30 protein-coding genes are annotated in these 20795 nt (G+C 60.3%); 28 read left to right on the forward strand and 2 right to left on the reverse strand.

The genetic code is table 11. The annotated features are described in order from the left end of the window. The 25 genes from ACZM8Y_RS13250 to ACZM8Y_RS13370 all read left to right on the forward strand — a co-directional run. Positions 1–402, forward strand: a 402-nt coding sequence (locus ACZM8Y_RS13250) for a hypothetical protein (RefSeq protein ID WP_489501783.1), incomplete at its 5' end; no start/stop codon positions are given. After that, positions 395–1351, forward strand: coding sequence for a phage tail protein (locus ACZM8Y_RS13255; protein ID WP_459613021.1), 957 nt, complete (start codon positions 395–397; stop codon positions 1349–1351). The genes ACZM8Y_RS13250 and ACZM8Y_RS13255, both read left to right, overlap by 8 nt. 1 nt (position 1352) lies before the next feature. After that, a complete protein-coding gene (locus tag ACZM8Y_RS13260; RefSeq protein WP_459613020.1) occupies positions 1353–1583 on the forward strand; it encodes a tail protein X in 231 nt (76 codons plus the stop codon). Between the two features lie 2 nt (positions 1584–1585). Next, positions 1586–1849 (forward strand): hypothetical protein, encoded by a 264-nt coding sequence (locus ACZM8Y_RS13265; protein ID WP_459613019.1) that lies wholly within the window; start codon positions 1586–1588, stop codon positions 1847–1849. Continuing rightward, on the forward strand, positions 1846–2913 hold the full coding sequence (locus ACZM8Y_RS13270; protein ID WP_459613018.1) for a phage late control D family protein: 1068 nt from the start codon (positions 1846–1848) through the stop codon (positions 2911–2913). The genes ACZM8Y_RS13265 and ACZM8Y_RS13270 overlap by 4 nt, the downstream gene beginning before the upstream one ends. Then, positions 2910–3572: a phage baseplate assembly protein V gene (locus ACZM8Y_RS13275; protein ID WP_459613017.1), complete on the forward strand. Its 663-nt coding sequence runs from the start codon at positions 2910–2912 to the stop codon at positions 3570–3572. The genes ACZM8Y_RS13270 and ACZM8Y_RS13275 overlap by 4 nt, the downstream gene beginning before the upstream one ends. Before the next feature lie 95 nt (positions 3573–3667). Beyond that, positions 3668–4075, forward strand: coding sequence for a GPW/gp25 family protein (locus tag ACZM8Y_RS13280; protein ID WP_459613016.1), 408 nt, complete (start codon positions 3668–3670; stop codon positions 4073–4075). Next, positions 4072–5187 carry a baseplate assembly protein gene (locus ACZM8Y_RS13285; protein WP_459613015.1) on the forward strand — a complete coding sequence of 372 codons (1116 nt, stop codon included), beginning with the start codon at positions 4072–4074 and terminating at the stop codon, positions 5185–5187. Before ACZM8Y_RS13280 ends, ACZM8Y_RS13285 begins: the two co-directional genes overlap by 4 nt. Continuing rightward, positions 5180–6544 carry a phage tail protein gene (locus ACZM8Y_RS13290; RefSeq protein ID WP_459613014.1) on the forward strand — a complete coding sequence of 455 codons (1365 nt, stop codon included), beginning with the start codon at positions 5180–5182 and terminating at the stop codon, positions 6542–6544. The genes ACZM8Y_RS13285 and ACZM8Y_RS13290 overlap by 8 nt, the downstream gene beginning before the upstream one ends. After that, complete coding sequence (locus ACZM8Y_RS13295; protein WP_459613013.1) at positions 6534–6971, forward strand: hypothetical protein; 438 nt, start codon at positions 6534–6536, stop codon at positions 6969–6971. The genes ACZM8Y_RS13290 and ACZM8Y_RS13295 overlap by 11 nt, the downstream gene beginning before the upstream one ends. Positions 6972–6980: 9 nt before the next feature. Continuing rightward, positions 6981–7862 (forward strand): hypothetical protein, encoded by an 882-nt coding sequence (locus ACZM8Y_RS13300; protein ID WP_459613012.1) that lies wholly within the window; start codon positions 6981–6983, stop codon positions 7860–7862. 10 nt (positions 7863–7872) lie between these two features. After that, complete coding sequence (locus ACZM8Y_RS13305) at positions 7873–8277, forward strand: hypothetical protein (protein ID WP_459613011.1); 405 nt, start codon at positions 7873–7875, stop codon at positions 8275–8277. A 3-nt stretch (positions 8278–8280) separates the two neighbouring features. Further along, the gene (locus tag ACZM8Y_RS13310; protein WP_489501784.1) at positions 8281–9378 is read left to right on the forward strand and encodes an SUMF1/EgtB/PvdO family nonheme iron enzyme; all 1098 of its coding nucleotides are present in this window, start codon (positions 8281–8283) and stop codon (positions 9376–9378) included. Positions 9379–9504: 126 nt separating this feature from the next. Then, positions 9505–9876 carry a four helix bundle protein gene (locus tag ACZM8Y_RS13315; RefSeq protein ID WP_347865263.1) on the forward strand — a complete coding sequence of 124 codons (372 nt, stop codon included), beginning with the start codon at positions 9505–9507 and terminating at the stop codon, positions 9874–9876. Between the two features lie 932 nt (positions 9877–10808). Next, positions 10809–11858 (forward strand): reverse transcriptase domain-containing protein, encoded by a 1050-nt coding sequence (locus tag ACZM8Y_RS13320; protein ID WP_347865264.1) that lies wholly within the window; start codon positions 10809–10811, stop codon positions 11856–11858. After that, a complete protein-coding gene (nrdD, locus tag ACZM8Y_RS13325; RefSeq protein ID WP_347865265.1) occupies positions 11859–12080 on the forward strand; it encodes an anaerobic ribonucleoside-triphosphate reductase in 222 nt (73 codons plus the stop codon). It abuts the gene before it with no gap. 122 nt (positions 12081–12202) lie between these two features. After that, positions 12203–12412: a Com family DNA-binding transcriptional regulator gene (locus ACZM8Y_RS13330; RefSeq protein ID WP_347865266.1), complete on the forward strand. Its 210-nt coding sequence runs from the start codon at positions 12203–12205 to the stop codon at positions 12410–12412. Between the two features lie 41 nt (positions 12413–12453). Next, positions 12454–13104 carry a Mom family adenine methylcarbamoylation protein gene (locus tag ACZM8Y_RS13335; RefSeq protein WP_489501787.1) on the forward strand — a complete coding sequence of 217 codons (651 nt, stop codon included), beginning with the start codon at positions 12454–12456 and terminating at the stop codon, positions 13102–13104. Between the two features lie 67 nt (positions 13105–13171). Further along, on the forward strand, positions 13172–13336 hold the full coding sequence (locus tag ACZM8Y_RS13340; protein ID WP_347865268.1) for a hypothetical protein: 165 nt from the start codon (positions 13172–13174) through the stop codon (positions 13334–13336). Continuing rightward, positions 13333–14487, forward strand: coding sequence for a GNAT family N-acetyltransferase (locus tag ACZM8Y_RS13345; protein WP_347865269.1), 1155 nt, complete (start codon positions 13333–13335; stop codon positions 14485–14487). The genes ACZM8Y_RS13340 and ACZM8Y_RS13345 overlap by 4 nt, the downstream gene beginning before the upstream one ends. Further along, complete coding sequence (locus ACZM8Y_RS13350; protein WP_347865270.1) at positions 14484–15065, forward strand: formyltransferase family protein; 582 nt, start codon at positions 14484–14486, stop codon at positions 15063–15065. Before ACZM8Y_RS13345 ends, ACZM8Y_RS13350 begins: the two co-directional genes overlap by 4 nt. Before the next feature lie 69 nt (positions 15066–15134). After that, positions 15135–15368: a hypothetical protein gene (locus ACZM8Y_RS13355; protein WP_489501789.1), complete on the forward strand. Its 234-nt coding sequence runs from the start codon at positions 15135–15137 to the stop codon at positions 15366–15368. Between the two features lie 366 nt (positions 15369–15734). After that, positions 15735–16367: a hypothetical protein gene (locus ACZM8Y_RS13360; protein WP_486854859.1), complete on the forward strand. Its 633-nt coding sequence runs from the start codon at positions 15735–15737 to the stop codon at positions 16365–16367. Between the two features lie 260 nt (positions 16368–16627). Continuing rightward, the gene (locus ACZM8Y_RS13365) at positions 16628–17338 is read left to right on the forward strand and encodes a BRO-N domain-containing protein (protein WP_487479896.1); all 711 of its coding nucleotides are present in this window, start codon (positions 16628–16630) and stop codon (positions 17336–17338) included. A gap of 10 nt (positions 17339–17348) precedes the next feature. Next, on the forward strand, positions 17349–17603 hold the full coding sequence (locus ACZM8Y_RS13370; RefSeq protein ID WP_482334243.1) for a Rha family transcriptional regulator: 255 nt from the start codon (positions 17349–17351) through the stop codon (positions 17601–17603). Positions 17604–17644: 41 nt separating this feature from the next. Here the strand turns inward: ACZM8Y_RS13370 and nadS are convergent, their stop codons facing one another. Both nadS and ACZM8Y_RS13380 read right to left on the reverse strand, forming a co-directional pair. After that, positions 17645–17935, reverse strand: coding sequence for a NadS family protein (gene nadS, locus ACZM8Y_RS13375; RefSeq protein ID WP_482334241.1), 291 nt, complete (start codon positions 17933–17935; stop codon positions 17645–17647). Beyond that, positions 17928–18266: a type II toxin-antitoxin system RelE/ParE family toxin gene (locus ACZM8Y_RS13380; protein ID WP_487479897.1), complete on the reverse strand. Its 339-nt coding sequence runs from the start codon at positions 18264–18266 to the stop codon at positions 17928–17930. The genes nadS and ACZM8Y_RS13380 overlap by 8 nt, the downstream gene beginning before the upstream one ends. A gap of 175 nt (positions 18267–18441) precedes the next feature. On the opposite strand from ACZM8Y_RS13380, the gene ACZM8Y_RS13385 reads away from it, so the two are divergent. Genes ACZM8Y_RS13385 through ACZM8Y_RS13395 form a run of 3 tightly spaced genes read left to right on the forward strand, consistent with a single transcriptional unit; the run spans position 18442 to position 20794 of the window. Then, on the forward strand, positions 18442–19536 hold the full coding sequence (locus tag ACZM8Y_RS13385) for a phage protease (protein ID WP_482334238.1): 1095 nt from the start codon (positions 18442–18444) through the stop codon (positions 19534–19536). After that, on the forward strand, positions 19517–19897 hold the full coding sequence (locus ACZM8Y_RS13390) for a capsid cement protein (protein ID WP_479858771.1): 381 nt from the start codon (positions 19517–19519) through the stop codon (positions 19895–19897). The genes ACZM8Y_RS13385 and ACZM8Y_RS13390 overlap by 20 nt, the downstream gene beginning before the upstream one ends. A gap of 12 nt (positions 19898–19909) precedes the next feature. Continuing rightward, positions 19910–20794: a Mu-like prophage major head subunit gpT family protein gene (locus tag ACZM8Y_RS13395; RefSeq protein ID WP_482334236.1), complete on the forward strand. Its 885-nt coding sequence runs from the start codon at positions 19910–19912 to the stop codon at positions 20792–20794. Position 20795 lies beyond the last annotated feature (1 nt).

Here is a 20795-nt window from a genome sequence, read left to right on the forward strand (position 1 = left end):
GCGGCGCAGGCCGCGCTTTCCCGCCTGGCGGCATGGGGCAAGCGCCTGTTTGCCGGGCTGTTCCCCGTTCCCGCATTTCCCGGAACGGCGGCGGGCATGGCGCGGCCGGAAACATCCGAGGCATGGCAGGAGCCCGGCCGTCGGCCTGAGCGCGGTTGGCAGCCGCCCAAACTGCTGACGGCTCCGGACGGCCCGGCAAAGATTGCCGCGGCCGCGAGGGCTGACCGGGAACGCGGGCCGGAAGGCCGCGCCCAGGTGAACGTCACCTTTTCACCGAATATCACCATACAGGGGAACGCTGCGGAAAAGGACGTGCGGGGCGCGTTGTCCATGACCCTGCCGGAACTGGAGCGCATGATACGCCGCATCATGCACGACAAGGAGCGCCGCGCTTATGTTTAGCGTTTTCGCCACGCTGGGGGACGTGCTTCTTTCCCCGCGGCTTTCGCCGTCCGCTTTTGACGCGCAACAGGGGGCCATGTTTGCGGAGCACGCCCTGTTCTCCCGTGCGCCCCGGTTGCAATATACGGGCCGGGAACTGGACGCGCTGAGTCTGACCTTTGACTTGCATTTCAGCTTTTGCACGCCGGTTGAAGAGAGAAAGAAGCTGGAAACCATGCTGAGGGAGCACCAGGCGCATCCGCTGGTGTTCGGCGACGGGACATGGTGGGGATACTTCGTCCTTGAACGGCTTTCCACCACGCTTGAACAGTGCAGCCCGTCGGGCACGCCCTGGCTGATTTCCATGCAGGCGGAATTGAAAGAGTACACGGGCGACCCGGCAAAGCCCCTTGAACGCCCTGCGGTGAGCGACGGCGCGCCCTCCCTGGCCGTGTATCCCGGCTCCGGTTCCCTGCTTTCCCTGGCGACGCCCGCGGCCGGCGGCGGTCTGTGGGATACCATGCGCACGGCGGTTTCCTGCGCGCAACAGGCGCGGGGAATCATCAGCGAGGCCACGGACCTTGTCCATCTGGCGCGGGACGTGGCGAATGCGGGCAGTCCGTTTGAAGCCGTTTCTCTGGCGCTGGGCGGCGCGGACAGGCTGGGCGGGCTGCTGGGCAAGGCCGGGGGCCTGTCTTCCGGGCTGGGGGAAGCCCTGGGCACATGCGCCGCCGCCCTGCCGCTGGAAGAAATCAAAACCGCGGTTTCCGCCGCCGGGGAACTGACCGGCCTCATGCGGGACGGCGCGGCGCTGGCCTCCGCGCTGGGTATGGATACGGGCAAGGTCGGACAAACGCTGGGGCAGGTTGATACCTGTCTTTCTGCGGGTTCTTCCTGCCTTGACCGCTGTGCGCCCGCCCTGCAACGGCTTTCCGCCGAAGTGGCGGCGCGGCGCGTTCAGGAGGCTTGACATGGACAGGCTTGTACACGTCACAAGCGAGGGCGAGCGTTGGGATACGCTGGCCTGGCGCTACTACGGGGATGTTTCGGAAGTGGAACGCATCATTGCGGCCAATCCCCACATGCCGATAAGCCCGATTCTTCCGGGCGGGGTACGGATATTCATTCCCGTGGTCAAGGCCGCGGACCTGGAACACAACGTCAATCTGCCGCCCTGGTGCGCCGGGGCTGAAGAGGAATAGCCATGCTGCACGCTTTCATTGTTCTGATTCTGGCCTGCCTGGAATGGCTGACCGGCGTTCCCGGCCTGGCCGCGGGCGGGGCCTGCTTCTATGCCGGGCGCGAACACGCGCAGGCGGAATATCGCTGGATTGACGCCTTCGGCGGCGGACGCCGGGAAAACATGCCCTGGTGGGGTGGGTTCGACCCGCATGTGTGGAACGTCAAAAGCGTTGCCGATGTTCTGCTGCCATGCCTTGCGGCCGTGTCGGCGGGGGTGTTTTTGTGAGCCAGGCCGTTGAAGTCCCCATGCCCCAGGCGCGGATTGTGTACGAGGGAAAGGATATTTCCGCGGACATCAGCCCGTACCTTGTGAGCGTGGGCTATACGGACCGCCTGAGCGGGGAATCCGATGAACTGGAACTGCGGCTTGAAGATACCGACGGGCGCTGGCGCGGGGACTGGTACCCCGGCAAGGGGGATTCCCTCACGGTATCCATCGGCTACGCAGGGCAGGAGCTTGTTTCCTGCGGTTCGTTCGAGGTTGACGAGATAGAACTTTCCTTTCCACCGGATGAAGTCTCCATCCGGGCGCTTGCAACGGGCATCAGCGTTTCGTGCCGGACGCGGAAAAGCAAGGGATACGAGAAAACCACGCTGGCCGGGGTGGTCCGGGTGGTATGCGGGCGGCTGGGGCTGACCCCCGCCGGGGAAGTGGCGGACATTCCCATTGACAGGGTGACGCAGTATCAGGAAAGCGACCTTGCCTTTTTGACACGGCTTGCCGGGGAATACGGGCACACGTTCAAAATCAGCGGCAAAAAGATGATTTTTCAGCGCAAGGACGGCGTTTTGACGGCGGAAAGCGCCCGGACGTTCAAACGCGAGGACGTGACATCGTGCAGTTTCCGGGACAAGCTGAAGGACATACCCCGAAAGGTCAAAATCAAGAAACAGGACGCGGGCAAAAAGGCGCTGAAGGTGTACGGCAAAGGCAGCGACGACAGTCTGGCCGTGGTGGGCACTACGGAGCAGGCACAAAAGAAGCGGGGGCGGACCTCCAAAAAAGCCAGCGGCGACGAGCTGCGCATTGTGGGGCGTGGAAGCCAGGCGCAGCTTGAAGCAAAGGGGAACGCGGCCCTTCAGGACGCGGAACTGGAACGCTGCCAGGCCGAGCTTGCGCTGTTCGGCGACCCTTCACTGCGCGCCGGGGTATCGGTGACGCTGGGGGAAGACTTCGGCGCGCCCGCGGGCAAGTACCTGGTCACCTGTTCCCGGCATGAGATAAGCCGGGAGGGGTACACAACGACGCTGACGCTTGCGCGGACGGCGGCTCTGGAGAAAAAGGCATGAGCCGGACACAGGAAGAGGCCGGGGCAACGTTCGCCTTCGGCATCATCACGGCGGTGGACGCCGCCCGCGGCTGGGCACGCGCGAGGCTCCCGGAATATGACAATCTGGAAACGGCCTTTCTTCCCGTGCTTCAGCGCCGCACGCACAAGGACAAGGCGCTTGACTTGCCCGACGTCGGGGAACAGGTGGCGCTTCTGCTGGACCTTCGCGGCGAAGACGGCGTTATCCTGGGCGCGGTCTGGTCGGACGCCGACGCCGTACCGCAGACCGAAGGCCCGGACGTGGACGTGCGGCGCTATGCCGACGGCACGGTGCTGCGCTATGACCGCGCGGCGCACAAGCTGACCGGAGAAATCAAGGGAGAAGTCGCCGTTACATGCACGGGCAAGGCGGACGTAACTGCGGAAGGGGCCGCGCGCGTGGAATCGAAAACGGCCCTTACACTGGCCGCGCCGACCATAGCCCTGAAGGGGGCCTTGTCCATGCAAAGTTATGAGGGCGGCGGCCCGACCACGGCGGAAATCGACGGCCCCCTGACTGTAAGGCGCGGAGGCGTGACCGTGCCGGACGACGACGTGAAGGCGGGCGGCGTCTCCCTGACAGACCATAGGCACAGCGGCGTAGATACCGGCGGCGGAACCAGCGGCCCGCCGGTGTAACAACATTGACGTTTCAGGCCCCGCTTCGGCGGGGCTTTTTGTTTTCCTAAAGCCCTTTCAAAGACGCGGCGCGGCCCGCTTCTTATAACGGAGGCATGACAAACCTGCTTGCCTCCTCCCGATACCGCGCGACGCCGGACACACCCCATTGGCAGCTTGCCCTGGGGGGTGACGGCGTTGCGCAGCAGATTGCGGACGTCAATCAATGTATCCGCATCATCCTGACCACGCCCAAAGGTTCCGACCCGTTACGGCCGGAGTTCGGGTGCGACGCCGGCAATTATCTTGACCTGCCCCTTGACGCGGCCCGGCCGCATATTGTGCGGGAAGTACGCGCGGCCCTGGCCTGGGAACCCCGTATCAGCGTTGACGGCGTGACGGTAAGCCGGGGGAAGGAACAGAGCGGCGGCCATGCCGTGGTCCGCATAGCCTGGACGCTTGCGGACATGGGCGGCCCGGCCGGGAAGAACACAACAAGCGTCGCCATAGGGGGCACGGCATGAAAGAACTGCCGGAACCGATTTTTATAGAAACCGACCAGCAGGCCGTGCTTGAATCATGTATCCGGGAATATGAAGAACTGACCGGGCGCACGCTGTACCCCGCGCAATCGGAGCGGCTGCTCATCAACCTGATAGCCTACCGGGAACACCTTGTCCGCGTGGGTATTCAGGAGGCGGCGAAACAGAATCTTGTGCGCTATGCCCAGGCCCCCATGCTTGACATGCTGGGGGAACTGGTGGGCGTGACCCGTCTTTCCGAAGAGGCGGCCGTCTGCCCGGTGCGCTTCAGCGTGAAGGCCCCCCTTGCCGCAAACCTGACCATTCCGGCGGGCGTGAAGATTTACAGCCATGACGGAGCATACCGTTTCGACACGCTGGAAGCCGTGACGCTTCCGGCCGGGGACCTTTTTGTCGACGCCGCGGCGCAATGTTCCGCAGGGGGCGCGGCGGCAAACGGCATACTTCCGGGCGGGGTGTGCCAGCTTGCGGACCCGCTTTCCGACGCGGACGTGAGCGCGGTCAATACCGAAGCCACAAGCGGAGGCGCGGACGCCGAAAGCGACGACCACCTGCGGGAACGCATCATGCTTGCGCCGGAGGCGTTTTCCACGGCGGGCAGCGAGCTTGCCTATCGCTTCCATGCTCTTTCCGCGTCGTCGCTCATCGCCGATGTGGGCGTGGTTTCGCCCGTGCCCGGCGTGGTGGATTTGTACCTGCTGACGAAGGAGGGCCTTCCGGGTGCCGCCCTGGTGGCGGTGGTCGGGGCCTATGTCAGCGGGAAGAAGGTGCGGCCCCTGACGGATACGGTCAACGTGTACCCGGCGACCCGCGTTGAACAACGTCTGCGGGCTGAATTGACCCTGTACGACGGCGCGGACGGGGATGCTGTACGCGCGGCCGTGGACCAGGCCGTGGCGGAATGGCGGGAAGCCGGCCGCGTGCAGCTCGGGGCGGACGTGGTTCGTTCCCAGCTTGTGGCGCTCTTGTCCGTTTATGGGGTGTACCGGGTGAATCTTCTTGAACCTGCCGAAGATTACGAAGCCGACATGAGCGAATGGATTGACTGGCAGGACGTGGACATTTCCATAGCGCCGGAGCGGAAGCATGGATAGGGACAACCTTCTTCAGCCCCCGCTTCAGGGCGACGCCCGCATGGAAGCCCTTGCCCGGCTCATAGCCCGGCTTTCCGCACTTCCCGCGGATGTTCCTCTGGTCAACCTTTTTGACCTGGTGGACGCCTCGGCCCTGGCCTCCCTTGGCGAACAGTTCCACGTCATGGGCGTGGAAGGCTGGAATCTGGCGTCCACGGAAGCGGCCAGACGCGCGCTGCTGAAAAAGGCCATAGAACTGCACCGGCACAAGGGCACGCCCTGGGCGGTGGAAGAAGCCCTGCGGGCGACGGGGTTCGCCGGGGCCGAAGTGCGGGAAGGCGGCGGGCTGTGCGCCCATGACGCGGAACTGGCCCACAACGGCGCGGGCACCTACGCCAGCGGCAACCGCTGGGCGATGTTCGACATAGAAATCAACCTGGGGGAAAGCGCGGGCATCGATGCGGCCGGGCGCGCCCGCATCCGCGAAACGGTCAACGCATGGAAGAACGCCCGTTCCCATTTGCGGGCGCTGTCATGGCGCACGTCGGCGGAAGACAGCATGGCCGTTTCGGAAACCCCGGAACTGGCCGCCCGGCCGGATTTCCCGGACGTGTTCGCCTGGGGATTCCCCACGCATAACGGAGAAATCCGGTACAATAACGGCTTCCGGCGGCAGTATGACGGGGAGCTTGCGCATGACGGAACGGCCCGTCATGACCGCTGGCTGTCCTGCGGCCGGCTGCATGACAATCAGGTGGAACGGCTGGAAACGGCCCTTGCCGCCGTCCTCGACGAAGTCATCCGCTTCCGGCCGCTTCATGACGGGCTGTGCCGCCATGACGGGACGTGTCAGCACGGGCCGGGGGAAGACTTCGCCCTGGAAGAAACGGTCGCGGCGCTGAAGTTCGGCCAGACGGAAAGCATACGGCCCGCGGAGGAAGGCGACCTGACGGTGAGCGCGGAAGGCGGGGAAACCGTGGGGCGCTATCATGACGGCTCGTTTTCCCACGGGCAGCGGCAGCTTTTCGTCCGTAACGGCCTGCGCTTTTACGACGGCTCCCTGCCTCATGGCACATGGAACGAATACGGGGGCGGAAAGGAAGTTCGCGGCGTGCGGCATGACGGCCTGTGCCGCCACGACGGCAGCGCCGGACATACGTTGTGGGGCTGGCTTGCGGGCAGCGCCCATGCCCCGGACATCACCTATCAGGCGCTTGCCGACCTTTGCGCCGCGTCGGCGGGCATGACGGCGGAAGACGCGCTGCCTGTGGAGGAATCCGCCGGGCTGGCGCTCCGGCGCTACCTTCTGCGGCGCGGCGCGGCTTTCTATGACGGCGCACAACAGCACGTTTTCAGGGAGGACAGCTATGCGCTTTGAGGACGCAACGCCCCTGCGCGGGGAATTTACACTTTCCATACGGAAAAACGGCGTAGAGGTAGAACACTACGCCGACCACAACATGATTATGAGCAGCGCCCGCGACGCGCTGGCTCGGCTTCTCGGCGGCGACGGCTCGGGCAAGACGATAACGCATATCGGCGTGGGCACGGACGGCAGCGGGCCGGACCCCGCCGACACGGGCCTGACCTCGGCGTTCACGAAAAAACTTTCCGGGCACAGTTACCCGTCCACGGGGCGGGTGAGCTTTTCCTTCACCATCGGCAAGGCCGAGGCCAACGGCAAGAAAATCCGCGAGTTCGGGCTGCTGTGCAGCGATGGAACGCTGTTTGCCCGCAAGACGCGCGGCGTTATCGAGAAGGCCGACGACATAGAGATTGTCGGCACCTGGACCATCATCTTTTAGGGAGGCGTTATGGCGGCAATCAAGGAAGAAAGTTCCTGGCCGGAGGAAATCTATCTCATTGAACTGACCGACCCTGTTGTGGGCGGCGAAGACGGCATCGACAACCGGCCGCACCAGCAGCTTGCGGCGCGCACGCAATACCTGAAGGCCATGCTTGAACAAATGGGCGGCACGGTGGAGTCCTTTGACCCTTCCATGCAGGAAAGCCTTTTTGCCGGGCTGAAGCTGGGGCTTGACCTGGCGGCGCTGGGCATGAAGGAACATGAACAGACCCGTCTTACCCGCTTTCAGGAAATCAAGGCGGTCATCAAGAACCGGGGCATCAAATCGGGCGTGACGCTTTCCAAGAGTTCCACGGCGACGCGCAACATATCCTGTTCGGACGGCGTGGTGTTTATGGGCGGCCGGGAATACCCCGTCGCCAATCAGGAAAACACGGCGTCGGTGGCCAGCAACACCACGGACAAGGCCGGCACGGTCATCATCTACATGTTCCAGACGGAAGCCGGAATCATCGACGTGGCGGCCACCACGCTGAACGGCCCGCTGCCCGACGGCGCTATCGAGCTGGCCCGCGCCACGGTTCCGGCGGGGAATACGGAAGAAAACGACCCGTACCTGGAAAGCGTGACCATCACGGACAGCGCGCGCCGTGAACCCGGCTGGCCGAACGTTCAGAAGTCGCCCGCCACGGTGTCCGTGGCGCTGAACCGCACGCTTCCGGACGCGGAGTATCTGGTCAATGTGGAAGTGGTGGGCAGCACGGGCGGACGCCTGCAAAACGGCGATGTGTATGCGAAAGACAAGCTGAAGAACGGGTTCAAGCTGACCATGTCCGGCACGGCTGACGACGTGGACGTGCGGCTGCTGGTAGCGCACCCGGCAATGTAAAGGAGACAGTATGCAGATTGAAAGAAGCGGTTCCGGGCCGTGGCCCGAAGTAAACCTTGACGGCGTGAAAATCACGCTGTCCGCCGGTGGTGAATCCCTTGTTTTTGATTGTTCGGGGCTTCAGGAAGACAGCCAGGTGACGGTGGACGTGGTACGCGGTCAAAACGGCGGGCTGGCCGTAGGCGTGGAGAACGGGACCGATTATGTGGCGAATCTGATTATCCCCCCGGCGCGTTATGAGGATGTTCCCCTCCCCATGCCGCTTTCAGGAGGGGAAGATTTGCCTGAGGACATCGACCCGACCTGCATCACGCCCGCCCCGACGACGGAGCGTGTGCGCGTACCTCTTTCCGCCGCCGATATGGAAGCCGTGCGGCTGATTTTGTGGACTGTAACCGACAATATGGAGGCGTAAATCATGGCGACCATCATTACCAAGGATTCTCTGCGTTCCAGCGTGGAAGCGGCGACGGGCGGCCTTGTGACCGTGCTGTATGACGACGGCGGGCATCCCAATTATATGCGGCGCATTCCAAAAATAAAGATTGAAGACCTGTACCCCGACCTGGGGCTGACGGGCACGCATCCGGCCTTTATCGTCAACGGCGTTGAGAAGTCGGAGCTTTTCATCGGGGTGTATCCCGCGTCCGTGGTTGACAAGTACGGGGTAAGCCTTCCGGGCATGGACCCGGCGCATGACCTGAACTTTGACAGCGCCGTATCCTACTGCAAGAACAAGGGCACGGGCTGGCACCTTATGACCAACGCGGAATGGGCGTTGCTCGGTGCTCTGGGCATCAAGTCGGGTTGGCAACCGCGGGGCAATACGTATTGGGGCTTGCACCATGAACAGAAGCATGAAACGGGCACGCTTACGCCGGGAGCAAGTGAGCTTGGCGTCAGAAACGACGACCTGCACGGGCGCACCCTGACAGGTTCCGGCCCTGTAAGCTGGCGGCATGACAATTCTCCCGCGGGCATTGCGGACCTTGTGGGGAACGTATGGGAATGGACGGGCGGCCTGCGTCTGAACGCCGGGGAAATTAATATCATTGCGGATAACAATGCCGCCGCGCATGACGTGGACATGAGCGCGGATTCCTCCGCATGGAAGGCCATTTTGCAGGCCGGTACGCTTGTTTCTCCGGGTACGGCGTCCACACTGAAACTGGATGCCGCCGGAAGTAACGGAACGGGGGCGGTGGTGTTGAATACCGCCATAACAAGCCAGTATCCAAGCCCCGACACGACGGCATCTTCCGCGTGCGCCTTCGCATCCATGACGGCCAAAAGCGGCGTGACGGCTCCGGCGCTTTTGAAACTCCTGAGCCTTTACCCTGTTTCAACGACGGGACCTGTGGGGAATATCTGGATGCGGAACAGCGCCGAAAGGCTGGCGTTGCGCGGCGGCCGGTACGTTGACCAGCACGGCGCGGGCGTGTTTGCCCTCGTTCTGCATTACAGCCGTACCGATCGCTACAGGAATGTGGGTTTCCGTCCCGCTTTTATCCTGTAATCCTGAATCCTTACAACCTGAACCCCTGACAAGTTCCATTATACATGGAAAAAATGGCGGGTTACTGATATAAACTATACCGGCGAAGCCGGTCGCCATTTTTTTTATACGGAAAAGGGGGAGGATATGGGCGAATCCGTCGAGCGAGGTCTGGTTCTTCAACAGAAATGGGAAGACCTGAGCGAATACCTGTTTGCTTCCGTCCTTCGGGACATGCCTAAAAGTGAACGCTTCACGCTCGGCTCGGATATCCGCTCCCTGGTATGGGAAGTGGAAAGCGCCCTGATTCAACTCTCGCTCAGGTCGGGGAACCGTTGGGCGCTGCTGAACCTGGTCGACGTCAAGGCAAAGCTGTTGCTCGCCATGATACGGCTGGGCATCCGCCTCCGGGCTATCCCGGAAAAGCGGTATGAGCCCGTTTCCGAGAAACTTGTGGAAATCGGTCGAATTGTCGGCGGTCTGAAAAAGGCGGGAACTGAAAGCCCGCGCGGTCGCTGACGGGGAGTGTTCCGTCAATGTCGCGGTTTGGCGTTGCGCGGCGGCAATTACAATAATGCCGGCGGCGCGGGCGTGTTTGCCCTCAATCTGAATAACAGCCGTACCAATCGCAACAGGAATGTGGGTTTCCGTCCCGCTCTCGCCCCTCCATCGTCAGAAGCCCGGCGGTCACGGCTGCCGGGACGGAACAAGGGGCAAAAGGGGAGCACTTCCTCCCTCGTGCAAATGAGGGAAACAACGGCATCCCCGCGCGGCCGGTAGGCAACGAAAGCGGCGCGGGGAGTAAAAAAGTTGACTGCTCCGGAAACGGGGCATCGGCGGGGAACGCTCCGGTTATGGAAGCCCCGGCGTTGCGCGGCGGCCGGTACAATGACCAGCACGGCGCGGGCGTGTTTGCCCTCAACATTGCAGAGCAACGCTCCCACCGTTACCGGGATGTGGGTTTCCGTCCCGCTCTTGCTTCCCTCTCGTCGGAAGCCCGGCGGTCATGGCCGCCGGGACGGAACAGGAGGCAAAAGGGGAGCGTTTCCTCCCTCGTGCGAATGAGGGAAACAACAGGCACCCCGCGCGGCCGGTAGGCGACGAAAGCGGCGCGGGAGTAAAAAGAAAGTTGACTGCTCCGGAAACGGGGCATCGGCGGGGAACGTTCCGGCTATGGAAGCCCCGGCGTTGCGCGGCGGCTCTTACCGCAATAGCGGCGGCGCGGGCGTGTTTGCCCTCAATCTGAATTGCTACCGCAGCAACCGCAATAGGAATGTGGGTTTCCGTCCCGCTCTTGCCTCTCTCTCGTCGGAAGCCCGGCGGTCACGGCCGCCGGGACGGAACAGGAGGCAAAAGGGGAGCGTTTCCTCCCTCGTGCGAATGAGGGAAACAACAGGCACCCCGCGCGGCCGGTAGGCAACGAAAGCGGCGCGGGGTTTCCGGGGGAATACATGCCGAAAACAGCCCGCCATATATGGGAGAACGTGCTGGAGTGGGAAAACCTGCTGCGCGCGGCAAAGGAAGCCTCGCGGGGCAAGCGGTACCGCAATGAGGTCATGGCCTTCAATGCGCGCCTGGAGGAAAACCTGCTTCAGCTCCGGCGGCTCCTTCGGGCAAAGGCATGGAAGCCGGGACAGTACCGGCAGTTTTTCGTCTTTGAACCGAAACGCCGCCTGATTCATGCGCCCCTCTTTGCGGACCGCGTGGTGCATCATGCGCTGGTGCAGGTCATCGGCCCGTATTTCGAGCGCCGCTTCATCGCGCAAAGTTTCGCCTGCCGCGTCAACAAGGGGACGCACGCTGCCAGCGACTATCTGACGGCCATGCTCAGGAAAGCCGCGGCCGAAGGCGGCACCGTGTACGCGCTGAAGGCCGACGTGGAAAAATACTTTTACAGTATCGACCATGAAATACTTTTGCGCGTGGTGGCCCGAACCATCGGCGACCCGGACGTGCTCCATGTGCTCCGCGTTCTGGTAACGCAAAGCGGCTGCATCGAGGGCGGGCGCGGCCTTCCCCTGGGTGCGCTGACAAGCCAACTCCTGGCGAACGTGTATCTTGACCAGCTTGACCATTATATAAAGGATACGCTGGGCGTCCGGTTCTATGTGCGGTATATGGACGATTTCATCATCCTGCACCGGGACAAGGCCGAACTCTGGCGGCTGCTGGCGGAAATCCGGGATTTTCTGGCCTGCGAACTGCACCTGAACCTCAACCGCAAGACCCGCATTTTCCCGGCGTCGCAGGGCGTGGACTTCGCGGGGTATCGTCACTGGATTGACCACACTTTGCCGCGCCGCCGTAATGTGGCGCGGGCGAAAAAGCGTTTCAAGGGGCTTTCCCGGCTGTATGCACGGGGAGAAGTCGACCTGGACACGGTACGCGCCTGCGTGTCGTCGTTCACCGGGTACATGAAGCATTGCAACGGCTGGCGAACCTGCGGCAGCGCCCTTGAACGCCTGGTTCTGCGGCGCGGCCATGAACACGAGGAGGAATAGATGGAACGGAAGGTCGGCGAAGGCGTAAAGTTCGAGCGCATACGCCGGATAACGGGCTATCTTGTCGGTTCCGTGGACCGTTTCAACAATGCCAAACGCGCCGAAGTGCGGGACCGCGTGAGGCATTGCAGCATGAACAGGCCGCGGGATGAACCGCCATGCCCGGAGAACGCGACAGAGGCGGGGGCGGTAGCAACGCCCCCACCGGCGGGCTTGCCGTAAGCCCACCACGGCCCCACAAGCGGAGGAAAGCCGCTTGCAGAGTATCCGCCTGTCATGGCGTCTCGGGGTGAGACAAGGGCAGGATAGGCGTATTTTCCTTGGGGCGCAATCATTTTAACGCTATGAACAAGAGAGATTTGCCGGAAATCAGGTGCCCCTATTGCAACAAGCTCATTGCCAAAGGCGAAGCCGTTGAGCTTGAGTTTCGCTGCGGGCGGTGCAAAAACTTCTTCATTCTGCGGGCCGCGCGCCCCAACGGGGAAGGCCGTGGAGCCTCTTTACAGAGGACGCCATGCCTTCAGTCCGCAAACCATACCATCCCCCGGCCCTGAGCAGCTACCTGCCACCGCCGGAAGGCCCTCCCGGTTACATTATGGGTGAAACAGGTCCGCAGGGCTTCGGTACGGCAGGTTTTTACGTTGCGCAGATACCGTATGCCGACGCGAAAGCCGTAATCATACGCCACCACTACAGCCACAGGGTGGTCAATAACAGCTATCTGCACCTGGGGGTTTTCCGCGAAGGGGCTTTTGAGGGCGTTCTGCAATGGGGATACGCCCTCAATCCCGCCCGTGCTGGTAAAGTCGTAGAGGGAACCGTTCAGGGGCAATATCTGGAACTCAACAGAATGTGGCTGTCCGACGACGCCCCGCGCAACAGCGAAAGCAAGGCTATCAGCTACGCCCTGAAATACATACGCCGGGCCTGCCCCGGCGTGGCGTGGGTGCAAAGTTTCGCCGATGAACGCTGTAACGGCCTGGGCGTGGTTTATCAGGCGTGTAGCTTCTTATACGTCGGTTATCATGTGTCCGTGTTTTATGAGCTGGACGGGGAAGTGTATCACAAGATAATTGCAACGAACCTTACAAGAAGCGGCAACCGGGGCAAGCTGCTGCGGGAAAATCTGCACCGGGCAAAAGTAATCAGGCTCCGTCAATTCCGCTATGTCCGCTTCCTCAAAACAGACTGGCGAAGACGTTTGAAACTGCCCGTTTGCCCCTACCCCAAAAGAACCGCAAGCTGAACGGATAGCCTGTGCGGGCCACGCGCCCCAACGCAGAGCCGCATGACGGCCGCAACGGGTTCTCCTTATGGAAAGACAGAATGACACCCCCCGCAAAATGCTGGGGGTAAACGGCTTCAAGTACCGGGAACAGTTCGGCGTTATCGTGCTGTGCAGGAATGAGGCCGAACACCGCGCCGTCTATGAACGCCTGAAGACAGAAGGCTACAAGTGCAGGGTGGTGCGGGTATGAAAGTTCGCATTCATCACCCCGCCCCGGCTTTCGATTCATACCGCGCCGCGTGCGTGCAAAGCCTTTTCAACGTGGAAGGCATCGGCTTTGACCTGGAAGCTGACCTGCCCATAGACGGCCCGAATGCCGAACCGTGGCAAATCGGGCTTGTGGTGGGGCCTTCCGGCTCCGGCAAGTCCAGTCTGGGGGCGCGGATATGGGGCAAGGACGCCCTGCGCGGCTCTGAACGCTGGCCCAGAGACAGGCCCATTATTGACGCCATAGCGCCGGACGCCGAGGGCGGAAACTGGCAGTCCGTGACCGCGGCGCTTTCCGCCGTGGGGCTTGGAGATGTGCCTGCATGGCTGCGGCCCTTCCATGTCCTTTCTACCGGCGAAAGGTTCCGGGCCTCACTTGCCCGGCTTATCTGCGAAGCTCCGGCCCGCGCCGTGGTGGACGAATTTACAAGCGTTGTCGACCGTCAGATTGCAAAAGTTGGGGCGTCGGCTTTTGCAAAAGCCTGGCGGCGTACCGGCGGGCAAGTGGTCCTTCTTTCTTGTCACTATGACATTATCGACTGGCTGGCTCCCGACTGGATTTTCGACACCGGAGGCGACGGCTTCAAGTGGACAAGGGGGTGTCTTCAACGCCCACGAATCGAACTTGAAATCCAGCAAACAGGCTGGGAATGGTGGCCGTATTTTGAGCCGCATCATTATCTGAAACTTCCCCACATGATAGCCGCGACAAACTATGTCGGCTTTGTGGACGGCCAGCCCGTGGCCCATGTGGCCGTCAGCACGCGGCAGGGTTTTGTCGAAGCCCGCGCCTGCCGCCTGGTAGTCCTTCCCGAATGGCAGGGGGCGGGCGTCGGTCTGAAATTCCTCAATGCCGTTTGCCAGATGTGGCGGGAGGGAAAGAACCGCTACGGGCTGGAACTGCCGACGCTGTTCCATACTTCGCATCCCGGCTTGTGCGCCGCCTTGCGCCGTTCTTCGTTCTGGACTCAGGTTTCCGCCCGGCTGTACGGGGAAAGCAAGACCCGATGCAGACGGTCCATAGAGGCCACAAGAAAAAGAAATGGGACGCTCCAAACGCTGGGAGGGGCGCAAGGCTACGGCGGCCATTTCCGGGCTGTTCAGGGTTTCCGCTATATAGGGGCCGCATCATGAAAATAGTACTGTTCGGCCAGAAGTGGCTTGCCGTGGAAGTGTTGCGGGGACTCTCGCGCCTGCCCGGTGTAGAAATCGTTGCAGTATGCCCGGATACCGAACAGGACAGGCTTGTGGATGAAGCCCGGCAAAGGGGAATCCCCATTGCCGGCATGTCGGCCGTTCCCGCCTGTGATATGGCCGTCGCGGCCTACTGTCAGAGGTTTATCCCCGCCAGTGTTCGCGCCCGTTGCAGCCTGGGAGTTTTGGCCTATCATCCTTCACTTTTGCCCCGGCACCGAGGCAGGGACGCTGTGCGCTGGACCATAGCCATGCGCGACCCTGTGGCGGGCGGCACTGTCTACTGGATGGACGAAGGAGCCGACACCGGCCCGATTGAGGCACAGGACTGGTGCTATGTCCTGCCGGGAGAAGACGCCGCGGCGCTGTGGAGGCGGGAGCTTGCCCCTATGGGCGTCCGCTTGCTGGTTCATGCCGTTTCACGCCTGGCCGGGGGAGAGAGGCCGCGGGCGGTGCCGCAGGATGAACGCGCGGCCACATGGGAACCGGCTTTCACCAGACAACGCCTCAGCGCATGAAAACAGGGCGAGGGATTTTTCCCCCGCCCTTCGTTTTTGTAATTTTGTTGACGAATATGTAGCAGACTTTTGGAAAGAGTTATCACGCCGCCCGGAGGCGAGTTTTCGCGCCGCGCATCACAAAATCCCGGCGTCGTCTACGTCCTGAGTATGGAGGAAGGGAAGGGGAAGATTATCGTCCTTGTGGACTATGCAACCCGCGTCCAGAGGAAGCAGGTTCTCATTAATACGATTCGGACGGGAAAGCGGATCAAGAATCTGGAGGAGTTCCAGAATAAAGGCAGATATGAGCAGGTGCGGTAGAAGGCCGTATCCGGTGGGGGAGCGCTCTTTCCCCTCACACCATCAACCGCTGCCGGGGCGGAGCATGGCTGCCAGTACGACTTAACGGCAGACCTCCCGGATACAGCTTCCAGAGCGGACTCTATGAGTTCAAGGTGGTACGCCACTCTCCACGTAACACTTTCCCTTTCGGGTAGAAGCGAACCGGACGTGCGAATTTCCCGGTTGTCATGAACTCACGGATTCCTGTTTGAAGTAACTATACGACGCGAAAAGTGAGAAGACAAGGATAAAAGCCCCCGACCGTGGAGGAAAGGGGCTTTATTATGGCCTCAGTCTTGACTTTCCTTGTCCCGTATGGTGTGGGGAGGGTGGGAGGAATACGTTATGCGAAAACTGATTTTAGCGTTGGTTATGGTCGTGATGTGCTGGGGAGTGACGGGGTGTGGTGAGTTGTATCAAAATAAAAACTATCTTCCTGTCATAGGAGAAGAGAGTGACACTCCGCCTGTAGCAGAAAGCTATAGTGAAGCAATAGGGGAAGCACCAAAAAAATCTTCACCACTTGCTAAAAGCATAATAGAGAACGTAAATCCAATATATAATGACAATTATATATCAGCATTAATTAGTTTTTCATATGATCAATATGGAAAACCAAAAGGTTTAAATATCAATATAAATAATAAATCAAAAGAAGATATTAAAGTAATTTGGAATGATACATATTTTATTAACAACATGAATCCAGATGGTGGTTTTATGTTTGACGGAATAAGGTATGTAGATAGAGAATCACCGAAGCAAGATGCTCTCATATTTCCAAGTGGAACATTGAATAAAAATATCTATCCAAACAGTATGATTGTATATATTCCATATGATAGGTATGCAAAAAGTTTAGGAATCCCTACGGGATGGCTCCATAAGCCTCTGACTAATGGTGTATATGGTGCATACGTTCATATAGTTGGAAAAGATTATGATAAGAAAATAAAGCTCACGTTGAGTACCCAATAGCTATCTTGACAACCGAGCCGCTTTCATGGTTTGATGTCTCCCATGGAGCCTAGAAACTCCTTTGCGAGTGGATGCCAACCCCGTGAGAGTGGCTTTTTTACGTCCATGCACAGAAAAGTATGGCGTATCTTCGGCTATTCAGGCCGGGAGTGGGCTAATAGAATACCCTTCGGGGGAATATGCCCGCCGTCTCGCAACGGTTTCTAGCTCCCGGCCTTTTCCATTTTAGAAAAGCCAATAGAAAAATTGCGAGGTTTACTATGTCACAGGCTCTTTGCTTCCAATCAGTAGAGTTCGACGTAATTCAGCAAAATCAGCAACCTTGGGTAAGGGGTTACCAGATCGGTAGAGCCTTGGGATACACCGCCCCAGACGTTCAGATTTCCAAGCTCTACACCCGCCACGCCGACGAATTCACCCCCGCGATGACCGCCGTGGTCACTCTCCCGACGGAGGGCGGCCCGCAGGAAACCCGCATCTTCAGCTTGCGCGGCTGCCACCTCCTCGCCATGTTCGCCCGGACGCCAGTGGCCAAGGCATTCCGCCGCTGGGTGCTGAACGTCATCGAGCAGTACGGCGATAGGGTGCCCGCAGAACAGCCTGTGATGCTCTCCACCCCATCCACCCGCAATCGCCCCGCCTTGCCCGCTGCGCCGCGTTTTGACGAAGCCGCTATGCTGGAACTCGCCGCTGAAATCCGGGAGGCCCAACAGAACTACTCCCGTACCTTTGGTCGCCTGTGCAGCAGGCTGATCACCATGAGCATTCCCGTCTTCACCACGCTGGAACGCCGTGTCTACAAGGAAGCCCCCGACCGCCCCTTCTCCGGCGTCCGCGTCGGAGCGCAGTGGGAACGGTACTTCACCGAGCGCATGATCGCCGCCCTGCATTCCCTTGATGACAGGCTGCCGGATGAAAAGAATCCGGCAATACTCCTGTTGGAATACGCCCGCGCCATGAGCGTACGGTAGAGGGACGGACATGCTCACTACACTCGAAGCAGCCAAGGGAATGCAGCGCAAGCACTCCAACCTCATGCGGGATATAGATCGGCTCCGCTCCATCCTCCCGCCGGACTTCGCGGCAACAGCCTTCACCCCGGACGCGCAAATCAGCCCCACCGGAAAGCGGCAACGATTCTTCCATCTCACCCGCGATGCTTTGCCTTTCCTCTTCATGGGACAAGCTACGAAACATGAAATCCTGTGGATGATGGACGTCATCAAGGCATTGTAACAAAACAGCCCCCAACCGTGAGGAAAGGGGCTGTTTCCGTGCTACGCTTGTAATGCCTGAATAGCCGTATCAGGCGACTTCTCAAAAATCCGTATCAGTGCCGCCGCTGGGCCGGTCGGCTGTCTCCGGTTTTGTTCCCAGTTCTGGAGCGTTTTGACGCTTACCCGAAGGAGAAGGGCGAACTCGTTTTGAGAGAGTCCCGTCTGCTCTCGAACGCTTTTTACATCCGGCCCGGAAACCTTGAAGGAGCGGGAAGGGAAGGCTCTTCCCTTGGCTATGCTCGCTGCCTCCTTGAGGCTTGCCGTCAGATCGTCGAACAAATCTTTATCCATGAGCCAACTCCTTGACCAGTTCTCGCAGTATGCTGGTTTCCTTGTCCGTAAGGGTATCTTTTTTATTTTTGGGATAGATCAGGAGCATGTAGATTTGCCCCCTTGCCGTCATCCAATAATAGATGACGCGAACGCCTCCGCTTTTGCCTTTTCCTTTAGCGGAAAACCGAACCTTACGGATTCCTCCGCCCCCTTGGATTATGTCGCCGCAAGACGGGTTATCCGCAAGCATGAACTGGAGTTCGCGGTATTCGTCATCGGGGAGAAGTTCCAACACGAGACGGGTAAATATGGGCGTTTCGATGAATTCCATGAAATGACTATACGTCATTGGCGTATATAAGTCAAATTTTGTTGGCGTGAAGATGTTTGGGATTTTTCCATTGCGCGGGATGAATGTCCTTGAGGCCCTTTGAGCCACAGCCCCCGTTTCCGGGGGCTTTTCTTTTATCTATTGGAAAATGTTCAGGGTGTGTTCGTTTTTATTCTTTCCGTACAGTCCATCCATGAACAGCCCTCTTCTGAAATCCGTTTTTTCCGTCGCGCTTCCCGCTTTCCAAGCCGGGGACGCGCCGGATTGGATGCAGCTTTTCCCAACCGGGACGTTTTCAGGGCGGGACGGGCGCGGCCCGTACACTTGCGATCCGGTTTCCGTAGTTGCGCAGACGCGGGCGCACAACGGCCCCCTCGACATCCCCGTGGATTACGACCATCAGCTTGAATTTTCCGCTGTGAACGGCCAGCCCGCTCCGGCGGCGGGGTGGATTACCGCGCTTGAAGCGCGCGCCGACGGCGTATGGGGGCGCGTTGAGTGGACGGAGAAGGGCAGGGCTCACGTCGCCGCCCGCGAGTACCGCTACGTTTCCCCCGTCTACTACCACGACCAGAACGGCGTCATCCAGTCGATCGAGTCCGTGGCCCTCACCAACGTCCCCAATCTGACCGGGCTAAAGGCCCTCGCTTCCTGTGAGTCTTCCGGCCAGCAATCTTTTACCGGAGAAAGTCCCATGTCTTTTCTCAAGACCATTGCCTCCGTCCTTGGCGTGACCGACGCCGATCCGACTGAGGCCACCGTCGAGGCCGTAGCCCGAATGGTGGTGCAGGACGCTCAGGCCATGAAAGAGGCCATGTCCACTATGGCCCAGACCGTGAAGGCCGACGACGGAACGCCCGCCGGGCTCGTCAAGGCCGTGCAGTCCGTCGCCGCCCGTGCCGAGCACCCGGATGTGAACCGTTTCGTCCCTGTCGAAACCTTTACTGCCGTGAATACGGAGCTTGCCCAAATGAAAGCCGCGCAATCCGTGGCTCTCGTCGAGCAGGGCAAGGCCGACGGCAAGATCAGTCCGGCTATGGAAACGTGGGCGAAGGAATCCGCCTCCCGTGATCCTGAGGGGTTCAAGAAATTCCTTGAGGCGGCTCCCGACCTGCGGCCCGGCGGTAAGGCCGCGCAGTCCGTAAAGACGACCCCGCCCGACAGTGCCGACGGCGTGCTGGACGGCACGGCGAAGACGCTTTGCCGTGTAATGGGCGTATCCGAAGAGGATTACAAAAAGGCCATGCAGTCCGTGAAAGGAGGCGACAATGGCGGCTCTGACGAGTGATCGGGATACCGTGCGCCGCAATGGTGACGAGTTCGAGTTTGAGGCGGCTTCTACGGTTTATGCCGGAAGTATGGTTTGCTTGAATGGGGACGGCAAACTTGTGCCGGCAAGCATTACCGCCGGGTTGTCCCCGGTTGTGGGGGTCGCGCAGCGGCAAGGCAAGGCTGGGGAAAAAGTGTCCGTGCGCCGTGGGGTCTTTGCGTTTGAGGCCGCATCCGGGGACGCGCCCACGCCCGCCCAAATTGGCGCGACGTGTTGGGCGGCGGACGACTGCACCGTCCAGAAAACCACGGCCGAGAACGCACCCGTTGCCGGAATCGTCTTTGACGTCACCGACGAGGGCGTCTGGGTCAAAATCTGAGGAGAGAACCCGATGGACATCAATCGTTCCACCCTTGAGCAGTTCTATTTTGGCGTGTCCGCCGCCTTTCAGGGCGGCCTCGGCACCGCCGAGAGCCAGTATGAGAAAATTGCGATGGTCGTACCGTCAGGCACGCGGGAAAACGTTTATCCTTGGCTCGGCACCTTGCCCTCCATGCAGAAATGGGCCGGGGATCGTATCATCCGCAACTTGAAGGCCCACAAGTACAGTATTGAGAACGAAAAGTTTGAAATGACGATCGCCGTGAAGCGCGACGACATCGAAGACGATCAGGTCGGCATCTACGGCCCCATGTTCCGCGATATGGGGGCGCAGGCCGGGCTTCATCCGAATCAACTGGTCTTCGGTGCGCTCAAAAAAGGGCACGAGCTTGCGTGTTATGACGGCCAATACTTTTTCGACACGGATCACCCCGTCAGCGGCAAATCCGTCTCGAACTCCATCACGGCAAGTTCCGGCGCAGTAGAGCCGTGGTTCCTCATGTGCACCACCCGCCCTGTGAAGCCGATGATCTTCCAGAAGCGCCGGGAATACGAGTTGAAGAGAAAGGACGCGCCCAACGACGACAACGTATTCATGCGTGACGAGTACCTCTACGGTGTCGATGCCCGTGTGAACGTGGGGTTCGGCCTGTGGCAGTGCGCGATCCGTTCCACGAAGCCGTTGACGAACGAGAGTTACGCCGAGGCCCGCGCCGCGATGATGGGTTTTACCAATGACGCGGGCGATCCTCTGGGATTGGTGCCGAACCTTCTTGTTGTTCCGCCCATGCACGAATCCGCCGCGCGCAAGGTCGTCGTCGCCGCCTTGACGACGGGCGGGGCCACCAACGAATGGGCCGGATCCGCGGAACTGCTCGTCAGTCCGTGGTTGTAGG

Source organism: Bilophila sp. (assembly GCF_057864385.1).